The sequence below is a fragment of the Chryseobacterium hagamense genome, assembly GCF_007991455.1.
Taxonomy (GTDB): Bacteria; Bacteroidota; Bacteroidia; order Flavobacteriales; family Weeksellaceae; genus Chryseobacterium; species Chryseobacterium hagamense.
In genome coordinates this window covers 26,940-39,004 of the sequence record NZ_BJYJ01000002.1, presented here as the reverse complement: position 1 = coordinate 39,004, position 12,065 = coordinate 26,940, and the positions used below count along the sequence as shown (strand labels likewise).

The following is a 12,065-nucleotide window of genomic DNA, read 5'->3' as shown; positions in this document are numbered from 1 at the left end:
GCAAAAAAATTACGTTGCCGCTATCACAAAACTTTATAAACCATACAAGAATACCTGAGAACAACGATTGGGTGATCTTTATATTGTTGGGTTGTATCTTTTTATACCTTTTTATGATGAATGTCGTGGAAAGGGAAGCCAACCTGAAAGACTTTCTGCTTCAGAAATATTATGACTCCAGCAATAACCTGCCGAGCTGGGTCATTACGTCCTGTGTCATTATCCTTACGCTGTCGGTCCTGATCTCACAGTATGTGCCTACCGTTCCGAAGTTTGTGGCAGACCTGCGGATTTTAGGGTATCAACTGAACAAATTCGGGTTCTGCCTGATGGCCGTTATTCTCTTTTATCTGGTAAGGACCAGCCTGGGCTTTTTATTTTTCCAGAGTATCGGTGACGGAAAGAAGTGGACGGTCTTTTATTTTACCGCTGCCAAATTCTATTTCGTCCTTTCTTTTCTGCTGATCATTCTGTGTGTCATGCACTATTATTTCCCGGTCGACAGAAACGAAATGTTTTTGTATTATCTGTTCTTTTTTTCCTTTGTCTTCATTTTTAAAGTTTTTTTCTATTTATTTCACAAGAACAAGATATTACCCGCAAAATGGTATTATAAATTTTTGTATATTTGCACCCTCCAAATTGCACCTCTTTTGTTGCTTTGGAAGTTATTATTTTTTTAATAAATGTCAATGATGAGAATAAAGTCTATATTGGTTTCTCAACCAGCGCCAAGTGAGTCGTCTCCGTACCTGGAAATTGCAAGGAAAGAAAAGATAAAGATTGATTTCCGTCCTTTTATCCACGTCGAAGGAGTTGACAATAAAGAACTGAGAACACAGAAGATCGATCTTACGCAATATACCGGAATTATTTTCACGAGTAAAAATGCGATAGACCATTACTTCAGATTAGCGGAAGAGCTGCGTTTTGCGGTTCCTGATACGATGCGTTACATCTGTCAGTCTGAAGCGATTGCCAACTACCTTCAGAAACACATTGTATACCGGAAAAGGAAAATCAGCTTCGGGGAGAAGAATTTTTCCGATCTGCTGCCTCTTTTCAAGAAGTTCCCGACCGAGAAATATCTGCTTCCCTCATCAGATGTTTTAAGCCCGGACATTACAAAGACAATGGAAACCTCCAATGTCGACTGGAAAAGAGCCATTATGTACAGAACGGTCTGCAGCGATCTTACCGATATCAATGTAAAGGATTATGACATGCTTATTTTCTTCAGCCCGCAGGGGATCAAGTCTTTGCAGCAGAATTTCCCGGACTTCAAGCAGGAAGATACGAAAATCGGCGTTTTCGGCTCTACCACTTCAGCCGCTGCAGAAGAAGCAGGCCTGAAAGTAGATTTAATGGCCCCTACCAAGGAAACCCCATCCATGACCATGGCTCTGGAAAAATATATTAAAGCGCTTCACAAATAGGTTTTAATATAAAAATATAAAGCAACCGTCTTTTCATACAGGAAAGATGGTTTTTTTTTAACTAAATTTGAACAAGAATTAATATTGAATGGAAGCTCCAAAGGCAAAAAAAATAGACAAACTCCTCGAAACACACGGTGACCAGAGAACGGACAGTTATTTCTGGCTCAATGAAAGGGAAAATCCGGAAGTTATTAAATACCTTGAAGAAGAAAACGCTTATGCCGACTTCATCATGAAAGATACGGAACCGCTTCAGGAAGAACTTTTTGAAGAAATGAAGGCCCGGTATAAGAAGGATGACGAGTCTTTACCCTATTTTTTCAACGGATACTGGTATATCGTGCGGTATGAAGAAGGAAAAGAATATCCTATTTTCTGCAGAAAACACCAGACCCTGGAAAATGAAGAGGAGATCATCCTGGACGTGAATGTTCTGGCGGAAGGCGAAAGCTACTTTGAAGTAGGAAGCGTTGCCGTTTCACCGAATAACGAACTGGCTTCCTTTTCGTCGGATAAAGTAAGCCGCAGGATTTACAGCATCAGTTTCAAAAATCTGAAAACCGGGGAAATTCTTCCGGATACAATTGAGAATACCACCGGGAAAGCTGTCTGGGGCAATGACAACGAACACGTTTTCTACATCCGGAAAGACGAAAGCCTGAGGGCGTTCCAGGTATACCGCCACAAACTGGGAACCGACGCTTCCGAAGACGTGCTCATCTTCCATGAAGAAGATGAAACTTTTGACGTGAATGTCTTCAAAACGAAATCCCTGGAATATATTTTCATCGCCAGCTCCAGCACGATTTCGGATGAGCACCGGTTTATCCCTTCGGACGATGTTTTCGCAGACTGGACGATCATCCAGCCAAGGATCGATGACCTGGAGTATTCCGTGGAACATTACAAAGACGAATTTTACATCATTACCAATGCGGATGATGCCTTTAACTTTAAAATCATAAAAACCAAAATCGACAACTGCGGCATGGAGAACTGGGTGGATGTTATCCCACACCGTCCCGAAGTATTGCTGGAAGGTTTTGAGATCTTTAAAAATTACCTGGTTCTTGAAGAAAGGGAACAGGGCCTACTGCAGATTAAAATCATCGATGAAAAAACCGGGGAATCGCATTACCTGCCCTTCTCCGATCCTACCTACACGGCTTATATCGGGGCTAATCTTGAATTTGATACGGAAATCCTGCGCTACGGTTATACTTCTTTAACCCAGCCGAGCTCGACGTACGAATACCACATGAAAGATAAGACGACCGTTCTTCTTAAACAGCAGGAAGTACTGGGCGGAAAATTTTTCGCGGAAAATTATATTTCAGAAAGAATCTGGGCGGATTCGAGAGACGGAGAAGCAAAAATCCCTATTTCCCTCGTGTATCATAAAGACACGAAAAAATCTGCAGATACCCCGTTGCTGCTTTACGGATACGGAAGCTATGGCCATACCGTTGATGCAAGTTTCTCAAATGTGAGGTTATCAATTCTGGACAGAGGCTTTATTTATGCCATTGCTCACATCCGGGGAGGGGAATATTTAGGAAGAGAATGGTATGAAGACGGAAAAATGCTGTTCAAGAAAAATACGTTCTTCGATTTTATCGATGCCGGAAAGTTTTTGATTAAAGAAACTTATACCTCCCCGAAACATCTTTACGCCATGGGCGGAAGCGCCGGAGGCCTGCTGGTAGGAGCCGTGATGAATTACGAGCCCGCTCTCTTTAACGGAATCGTGGCACAGGTACCTTTTGTGGACGTGGTAACCACTATGCTGGATGATACCATCCCTCTGACTACAGGAGAATATGACGAATGGGGAAACCCGAATGACGAAGAATACTATCATTATATGAAGGAATATTCGCCTTACGATAACGTAGAAGCCAAAGATTACCCCAATGTACTGATCACCACCGGACTGCATGATTCCCAGGTTCAGTACTGGGAGCCGGCCAAATGGACCGCCAAACTGAGGGAGCTGAAAACGGATAATAACCTCCTGGTTTTCAAGACCGACATGAGTGCAGGACACGGCGGTGCAAGCGGCAGATTTGAATCGTTGAAGGAAGATGCACTGGAATATGCATTTTTACTAAAACTGGAAAATAAAAATTAAGAGATGACCCTCCTGATTATTTTTATCGGCATTGCTGCGGTTTATTATCTTTTTCAAAGAAGCAGAATCAGCAGAATTGAACAACAGGAATATCTGCAGGAAAAGAAGGATGAAAAATTTGAGCAGCTTCTGGATCTGGCTAGGAAACAGGATGCGGCTAAATCCGAATCTCAGAAAACCGATGAAAATCAGGAGTATTGATTTATATATTATGACGAACGAAGCAGAATACTGGCAGAAAGTAGAGCAATTTTTCATTGAAAATTTTGATACGGAAAAAAACGCGCCGATTGAAACTTATCTTTTCCTGATCGGCCTTCAGGAACTCGGCAGCGGCCAGCAGAAATACACGAAGGACGATAAGCTGAACCTCCTCCACATTGCCGTATGCAGGCTGCTGGAGCCATTCGGTTATTATAAGTTTTCGCATTACGACGATGACGGATATCCGCATTTTGACCAACTGGAAGAACTTCCGGAACTGAAGCCCAATGAACAGCAGCTGTTGATGAAAAAGGCCATTATCCAGTACTTTCAGGATGAGGAATTAATTTGAAGACGGGTGAATAGACCAATTTGAAAATTGATTTCCAGACTGTTTAAATTAAAAAGTCCGTCTCACAACCAGTGAAACGGACTTTTATGATTTTATACCCTTATCCGGAGAACGGCTTCCGTACTATCGATTCAACCTGCATGATTGATTCAGAAGACTTATTATTTTTAATTTTCAAATTATATGATTTTCAATTATTGAGAATTTCCTCCAACTGTGTCAGTCCCATGGTAAAACCTCCTTCAAAACCCATTTCCAGTAGATTCTTTAAAGATTCTCCGTTCGGAAAATGGATATTGACCATAACTTTTGTTCCTTCTTCCACTCCCGTAAAACCGAACAGCCACTTCACTTCCGGAAAGTCAGGATTTGCATTTCCGTTTTCATCACAGAAAGCATCAGTTCTGTCGAAGCTCCGGTGTTCGGTAATTTCCCCGTATTTCACTCTGGCATAATGCCGTTCACCGTCCGGTCCGGCCATTGCATACAGCCAGACGCCACCTTCTTTAAAATCCTGGGTCTTCGTTTCGCATTTCCAGGGTTTCGGTCCCCACCATTGGTCCAGCAATTCGGATTTTGTAAAATAATCCCAGACTTTTGATACGTCAGCATCATAGATTTTCATTACATAGATGCTGTTGGCATCAAAATCTTTGTTAAAAATAATGTTGGATTCCATAAAAGATATTTTGTTTATATAAAGCTACATTTTATTTTCAGTACCCCCCAATTTCCCGGCACCGTCTTTCAAAAATTCCTAATTAAATGTTAAAAAATAGATTTTTAAGAAAAATTACACAATTTAACGGCTCATTTTTTGTTTATCAAATCATAAAATAATAATTTTAACATTCATTATTTTAAAAAACTATTAAAAAACAAGCAATGAATAATAAATTCATTCCAATAATTTCGGTGTTTATGACGATTTCACTGATTGTCTTTGTCACGCTCCAGTTTTATTGGCTGAAAAATTATTATGGTGCCCTGGAGCAGGATTTTTCCTCAAAAGTCTATTCCGCATTGGAAGGAACAACAAAAAGTATCGGTGAAATCGAACTCGATAAATATTTAAACGTTGAGAACAAAGATTTCAGGAACAATATTCTGGCCAACAGTGAGCAGCCTACTTTAACGACCATTCAGCAGGTAGAGGATTCCGGGAAACAACGGCAGATCATTTACCTGAAGAACATCATTGAAAAAAGCCAGCTCCCTATTTCCCAGAAAGGGGATTCGATCAAGCTTACCAAATTATACACGGACGAAGCGGCCTATAAGATAAAACGGGATACGACCGATCGCGGCATTCTTACTGCAGACCTGAATCAGGATATTGAAAACGGTGATTACTCGATGAAGGAATATGCCAAGATCGTCGGGAATAACCTCCCGATTTCAAAAAGGGTAAATCCTCAGGTGCTGGATTCCGTGATCACAAAAGAACTCAGGATCCGGGGTATTTCTGCCAAGTTCGGATACGGGATCATTGATAAGAATAACAACCTCACGAAAGTAGTGAGCAGGGATTATAAAGAACGGAAAGACAACAATACATACAGCTATCCGCTGTTTACAGACCAAAAGGAAAGGACTTTATACAGTCTGGCCCTCGTTTTCCCAAAGAAAGACTATTCACTGGCGATGAATAACTGGCCGATGCTGCTGGGAACTTTTCTTTCCCTGCTGACGATCCTGGGAATTTACATTATTTCCATTAATTATATGATGAAGCAGAAAAAGCTGGCAGAAGTAAAGACGGATTTCATCAACAATATGTCCCACGAGTTCAAGACGCCGCTGGCAACGATTTCCGTGGCTACCGATTCCCTGGCCAACGACAAGATTGCGACCAATCCGGATAAGGTAAAATATTATTCGGAACTGATCAAGCAGGAAAACCTGAGGATGAAAAAGCAGGTGGAAAATGTTCTGAACATGTCGAAACTGGAAAGAAACGAAGTGAAACTGTTTCTTAGAGAAACCAATGTACGGGAGCTGATCCGAAGGACAACGGAATCTTTTAACTTGATTGTTCAGCAGAGAAACGGAAAGCTGATCCAGGAGTTCAATGCGACCCATTATACTTTTAAAATAGACGAATTCCATATTTCCAATATGCTGGTGAACCTTCTGGATAATGCCAACAAGTATTCGCCGGAAGCGCCGGAAATTACGATCCGGACCAAAAACGAAGGCCATTTCTATGTGATCGAGGTTTCCGATAAAGGAATGGGCATGGAAACCCAGAATAAAACCAAAATTTTCGAGAAATTTTTCAGGGAAGAAACCGGAAACATCCATAATGTGAAAGGACAGGGACTGGGCCTTTCCTATGTAAAAAAAATTGTAGAACTTCATAAAGGACAGATTATTGTAGATTCCCATAAAGGAAATGGGAGCACATTTACCATCAAGCTGCCAATGAGCTGATTAAAAAAATAAACCAAAAACAAAATACAGGAAGAAAAGAGTGACGGGTTCATTCTGATTATTAACTTTAATAATTTAAAACTATGAGCAACAGAATATTATTAGTAGAAGACGACCAGAGTTTCGGGGCAGTGCTGAAGGATTATTTAACGATCAATAATTTCGAGGTCACTCTTGCTACCGACGGAGAACAGGGATTGAAAGAATTTACGGAAAACGAATTCGACATCTGTATCTTCGATGTAATGATGCCGAAGAAAGATGGGTTCTCCTTAGCTGAAGACGTTAAAAAAATCGATAAAAATACACCGATCATTTTCCTTACCGCAAGAAATATGAGAGAGGATATTCTGAAAGGTTACCAGCTGGGAGCCGATGATTACATCACCAAGCCTTTTGATACGGAATTGCTTTTATATAAAATCAAAGCCATTCTTCAGAGAAGCTCGACCCTTGAAAATGAAGAACAGGAACAGTTCAAGATCAGTAATATTTTCTTCGATTCGATGTTGAGGCAGCTGCGGGTCGGCGATAATGAGTACAAGCTTTCGCCGAAAGAAAACGAGCTGCTGAAGCTTTTGTGCATCCACAGAAACGACTTTATGCCGAGGGATCTTGCATTAAGGAAAATCTGGAAAAAAGAGAACTATTTTACGGCAAGAAGCATGGACGTTTATATCGCGAAGCTCCGCAAGCTGCTGAAAGACGACGAAGGACTGGAAATCATCAACGTTCATGGTGAGGGATTCCGCCTTTTGGTTAAGAATTAATTCGTAGATATCGATTATAAAAATAAAATTAGCAAAGCAATTCAAAATGTTTTGCTAATTTTGTTTTATATGAAGAATACCTTACTGGGTCTGATGACCTTATCCATACTAGCCGTTTCCTGTAAAAAAGACGAAAGAGCCACCTATATTACGGAAGAAGCAGGCATTGAACAACCGGCTGCTCCTGTAGTCCAGGCTCCGAAAGCTTCTCTGATGGATCAGGCGGGCATTACCGCTTCCGGTTCCGGAACGTCAGCCGTAACAGCTGCCGGGATGAATCCGCCTCACGGACAGCCGGGCCACCGGTGTGACATCCCGGTGGGACAGCCCCTAAATTCGGCTCCCCAACAACAGAATGCACAGAATATATCGGTCAATACCCAGCAGGGACAGGCCATCCGGATCGACCCGAATGCCATGCAGCCCGGAAAATTCACCGTTGATAAAAGCGGAAAAGCAAAAACCGTAACCGCGAAAGGCATGAATCCCCTTCACGGCGAACCGGGACACCGGTGCGATATTCCCGTCGGACAACCGCTCAACAGCAAACCGGCTACCACACAGCAACCGGCTCAGGTAGTGGCACAAAATACACCTTCTCCGGCTTCCGCACCGGCACCTACGGGACCCAAACCGGCAGTAAACCCTCCGCATGGAGAACCCTGGCACAACTGCGCCGTAAAAGTTGGTGAAGCTTTGCCGTAAATTTCGTACTTTTGCCACATGAAATTATGGCAGATCATAACACTTATTTTCTGTTTGGGAACTTTTCTGGTTCCTAAAGATAATTTCTATGCTCAGAATATGCAGGAAACCTGCTGCAAAAAGGATTCTGAAATGAGCTGCTGCAAGAAGGACCATCAGCATCAGCAACACTCCAAGGAAAACCATGGTAAGGAACAAACGCAGTCCTCATGCAATGACGATTGCTGTTCTGCCTGCGTTACCTGCTACACTTATATCGAAACGCCATGGTTAAAGAATTCGCAGGCGGAGATTCCATATTACCAATCCGATAAAAACTTACCGTTCGGATACTCGGACCCTTATTTTTCAGACCGTTTAAAAGAGATCTGGCAACCGCCGAAAATAGGTTAATCAAACAAAATTCAACAATGCACCAGTTTGGAAAGTCATCAATGATTATCAGATGATTAAATCGCTCTACTGCTGCAGTTAATTTAATTAATCTAAATTTTTTAAACCCATGAGATTATATATTTCCAGGATGATTCTTGGTATATTCTTAGTATCTGCCCCGTTTATATCTGCCCAGAATCTTCCTAAAAACCGTTTTACGGTAAAAGGAAACTGCAATATGTGCAAGGAGAGGATTGAAAGTACCGCCAGAAAAGCAGGAGCAAAAACGGCGGTTTATTCCGTAGACCTTCAGACGCTAACCATAGAAACCGAAAACACCGTTTCCGCAGACGGAATTTTAAAAGAAGTGGCTGATGCCGGCCACGACAATGAAAAATTCAAAGCTTCCGAAATCAGCTATCAGACCCTTCCCGAGTGCTGCCGTTATGAACGGGATACTCAGACTGTACCAACCGAAAAGCATGATCACCCTGTAAAAAATGAAAATGAATTTTATGTAAAAGGCAACTGCGAATCCTGCAAGGCCCGGATTGAGAAAGCTGCTAAAGATGCCGGTGCCGATGCTGCCGGATGGAATGCGGAAACCCAGATCGTAACCCTGCATTTTGATCCTGCTAAAACCTCATCCGATAAAATTTTAAATAAAATAGCGGAGGCAGGCCACGATAACGAAAAGTACAGATCCGGTGACAATACGTATAAAAACCTCCCCTCCTGCTGCCTGTATGACCGGGCAATTCCTTTCGGGGAAGCTAACCCAAAAGTACATTTAGAAGAAGCAGAAGAACATGCGGTACCCAATACGGGGCATGTTGCCGGGAAAGATATTGAAGGCGTTACGGTAACGGGATCCAAAGCAGCCACATCATTACAGAAAAAGGAGGCCGGACTGGTTTTTAACATCGATAAAAAGGAACTGTTGAAAGCCGCCTGCTGCAACCTTTCCGAAAGCTTTGAAACCAACGCCACGGTAGATGTCTCTTTCAGCAATGCCGTGACGGGAACCAAACAGCTGAAAATGCTGGGGCTGGATCAGAAATACACCAGCTTAACGAAAGAGCTGCTTCCTGAGATCAGAGGACTGGCTTCTGCGTACGGACTGAGTTTTATCCCGGGACGATGGATTGAGAGCATCCAGCTGACGAAAGGCGGAAGTACGGTATCCAACGGCTACGAAAGCATCACCGGACAGATCAATACGGAATTGCTGAAAAATGCCAAGGAGCCAGGAACTTCCCTCAACCTCTTTGCCGATTTCAACGGAAGAACCGAAGCCAATATCACCAGCGTTTCGCCGGTCAATGAAAAATGGTCGCAGACCTTCCTGCTTCACGGAAACGGTACCTTTGGAGATACCGATATGAATGACGACGGTTTTCTGGACCGGCCGAAAGGAACCCAGCTGAATGCCGCTTACCTGCTCAACTACAACGATCTGGAAAAATCGGGACTGGGGTCGCATTTCGGGATTAATTTTATTAAGGATGAAAGGACTTCTGGGCAGATCGGTTTCGATAAAAAAGTCCCTCAGGAAAAGCAATCACTCTATGGGGTAAGCATCGATATTTCCAGATTCCAGGCATGGAATAAAACCGGCTATGTCTTTAAAGGGAAACCCTATCAAAGCTTAGGCTGGATGAACCAGTACACCTATCATCAGCAGGACAGCTTCTTCGGATTGAGAAATTACTCAGGAAAGCAACAGACGTATTATTCCAATCTTATTTTTGAAAGTATTTTAGGCAATACCAATCATAAGTACAAAGCCGGAGCAAGCTTTATGTACGATGATTATGACGAAACTTATCTAACGGCAAATTTCAAAAGAAACGAAATTGTTCCCGGGGCGTTTGCGGAATATACCTTAACCGGAATGAAATATACACTGGTAGCCGGTGCACGGGTGGATTTCCACAACCTGGCAGGAACACAGTTTACGCCAAGACTGAATTTCAAATATGATTTTACGCCGCAGACCATCCTGAGACTTTCCGCAGGAAGAGGTTTCAGGACAGCCAATGTTTTTGCAGAAAGCCAAGCATATTTTGCCTCTAACAGAAACATTCAGATCCTGCAGAATGGCGGCAACATCTACGGACTGAAGCCTGAAATTGCGTGGAACTACGGAGCCAGCCTGCAGCAGGAATTTAAAATCTTCGGCAGAAAATCAACCGTTATGGCCGATTTTTTCAGGACCGATTTCCAGGATCAGGTGATGGCGGATCTCGACCGTTCCCCCCAGCAGCTGGTCTTTTACAACCTTGAAGGAAAATCATTTGCCAACTCATTCCAGACGCAGTGGGATTTTATGCCGTTCAAGAATTTTGAGGTCCGGCTGGCTTACAAATATTACGATGTTCAGGCCGATTACCTAAACGGAAGGAGAGCAGTCCCTTTCATGGCAAAGCAAAGAGGGTTTGTAAATTTAGCCTACGCAACCAATAAAAACAACAAAGGCGGATTCTGGAGTTTCGATGCCACCCTGAATGCAGTCGGGAAGCAGAGGCTGCCGGATACGTCCTCCAACCCTGCTGAATTTCAGCTTCCGGCATACTCCGGATCCTATGCGGTTCTGAATGCCCAGATTTCAAAGAACTTCAATAAAAAAATCAGGGCCTATCTCGGTGGTGAAAACCTCACTTCGTATTACCAGAAAAATTCAATCTTGGAGGTGAAGAATCCTTTCGGAAATTATTTCGACGGCGGAATGGTCTACGCTCCGGTTATGAAAGCGAATTTTTATGTGGGGCTGGATGTGAGTTTTTAGTTTTGGACATTCCCTATCTGATGATAAGAGTATGGTTTCAGGATCCTGAATTTCCGGAGCCATGCTTTATTTTATTTTTCCTAAAGAAATCCATCACCGAAGATGCTTATTCCTGAAGATCAATGCAAAAAACTGATTACAAGCCTTCTTTTATTTCAACCGTCTTTTCACTGTTAAAACCGGAAGTACACCTGCTCACTTCAAAAAAATTATATTTCGTAAAAAAGTACAGGATTTAGCTTTTTATCTAACGCTTCGGAATAATATCTGCTATACCTTTATCTTATCAGAACAATACAGTTAACCATAATAAATTAAAAACAATATGAAACGTAATGCAACTGCCGTCTGGAACGGTACCATCAAAGAAGGAAAAGGACATTTAACGACCCAAAGTACCACATTAAATCAGACCCAGTACTCTTTCAACAGCCGTTTTGAAGATGGAACAGGAACCAACCCTGAAGAATTGCTGGCAGCAGCACATGCGGGATGTTTTACGATGAAACTGAGCGCAGAGCTTTCACAGGCAGGTTTTACTCCTGAGGAATTAACAACAAAATCCGTGATTACTTTGGATCCTAGTGCCGGAAAAATTACAAAATCCGAACTTACGTTAACGGCAAAAGTTCCGGGAATTTCTGAAGAAGAATTCCAGAAATATGCTAAAATCGCAGAAGAAGGATGTCCGGTAAGTGCCGCCTTCAACTTTGAGATTACCCTGCAGGCAACGCTGGCTAATTAATACAATTCATAAAAGATTTATCCAGCCTTAATCTTACCTGGATATCAATAAAAACGGGCTTTCGGCCCGTTTTTTCCGTTTTAAAAACCCATCAGGTTTCATTCAGGAAAAAATTCGGTCAAA

General features: G+C 42.4%; 12 protein-coding genes. 11 read left to right on the top strand and 1 reads right to left on the bottom strand.

The window, feature by feature from the left end:
• Positions 1 to 71 precede the first annotated feature (71 nt).
• The 5 genes from CHA01nite_RS03110 (at position 72) to CHA01nite_RS03090 (ending at position 4,126) form a co-directional block, all read left to right on the top strand.
• Complete coding sequence (locus CHA01nite_RS03110; RefSeq protein ID WP_228458337.1) at positions 72 to 683, top strand: DUF4271 domain-containing protein; 612 nt, start codon at positions 72 to 74, stop codon at positions 681 to 683.
• A 12-nt stretch (positions 684 to 695) separates the two neighbouring features.
• Positions 696 to 1,436: a uroporphyrinogen-III synthase gene (locus CHA01nite_RS03105; protein WP_146940076.1), complete on the top strand. Its 741-nt coding sequence runs from the start codon at positions 696 to 698 to the stop codon at positions 1,434 to 1,436.
• 88 nt (positions 1,437 to 1,524) lie between these two features.
• A complete protein-coding gene (locus CHA01nite_RS03100; protein ID WP_146939768.1) occupies positions 1,525 to 3,570 on the top strand; it encodes a S9 family peptidase in 2,046 nt (681 codons plus the stop codon).
• 3 nt (positions 3,571 to 3,573) lie between these two features.
• Positions 3,574 to 3,771 (top strand): hypothetical protein, encoded by a 198-nt coding sequence (locus CHA01nite_RS03095; protein WP_146939767.1) that lies wholly within the window; start codon positions 3,574 to 3,576, stop codon positions 3,769 to 3,771.
• A gap of 10 nt (positions 3,772 to 3,781) precedes the next feature.
• On the top strand, positions 3,782 to 4,126 hold the full coding sequence (locus tag CHA01nite_RS03090) for a demethoxyubiquinone hydroxylase family protein (RefSeq protein WP_146939766.1): 345 nt from the start codon (positions 3,782 to 3,784) through the stop codon (positions 4,124 to 4,126).
• A 190-nt stretch (positions 4,127 to 4,316) separates the two neighbouring features.
• On the opposite strand, the gene CHA01nite_RS03085 is transcribed toward CHA01nite_RS03090, so the two are convergent.
• On the bottom strand, positions 4,317 to 4,805 hold the full coding sequence (locus CHA01nite_RS03085) for an SRPBCC family protein (RefSeq protein ID WP_146939765.1): 489 nt from the start codon (positions 4,803 to 4,805) through the stop codon (positions 4,317 to 4,319).
• A gap of 206 nt (positions 4,806 to 5,011) precedes the next feature.
• Here CHA01nite_RS03085 and CHA01nite_RS03080 point away from each other — a divergent pair, with 206 nt between their 5' ends.
• The 6 genes from CHA01nite_RS03080 (at position 5,012) to CHA01nite_RS03055 (ending at position 11,942) form a co-directional block, all read left to right on the top strand.
• Entirely contained in the window at positions 5,012 to 6,559 is a 1,548-nt protein-coding gene (locus CHA01nite_RS03080) for a sensor histidine kinase (RefSeq protein WP_146939764.1), read from the top strand.
• Positions 6,560 to 6,642: 83 nt separating this feature from the next.
• Positions 6,643 to 7,329, top strand: a complete 687-nt coding sequence (locus tag CHA01nite_RS03075; protein ID WP_027380477.1) for a response regulator transcription factor — start codon at positions 6,643 to 6,645, stop codon at positions 7,327 to 7,329.
• 69 nt (positions 7,330 to 7,398) lie between these two features.
• Positions 7,399 to 8,034, top strand: coding sequence for a hypothetical protein (locus CHA01nite_RS03070; RefSeq protein WP_146939763.1), 636 nt, complete (start codon positions 7,399 to 7,401; stop codon positions 8,032 to 8,034).
• Between the two features lie 18 nt (positions 8,035 to 8,052).
• Positions 8,053 to 8,427, top strand: a complete 375-nt coding sequence (locus CHA01nite_RS03065; protein ID WP_146939762.1) for a hypothetical protein — start codon at positions 8,053 to 8,055, stop codon at positions 8,425 to 8,427.
• A gap of 109 nt (positions 8,428 to 8,536) precedes the next feature.
• Positions 8,537 to 11,197 (top strand): TonB-dependent receptor domain-containing protein, encoded by a 2,661-nt coding sequence (locus CHA01nite_RS03060; protein WP_146939761.1) that lies wholly within the window; start codon positions 8,537 to 8,539, stop codon positions 11,195 to 11,197.
• A 325-nt stretch (positions 11,198 to 11,522) separates the two neighbouring features.
• Positions 11,523 to 11,942 carry an OsmC family protein gene (locus CHA01nite_RS03055; protein ID WP_146939760.1) on the top strand — a complete coding sequence of 140 codons (420 nt, stop codon included), beginning with the start codon at positions 11,523 to 11,525 and terminating at the stop codon, positions 11,940 to 11,942.
• The last annotated feature ends 123 nt before the right edge of the window (positions 11,943 to 12,065 follow it).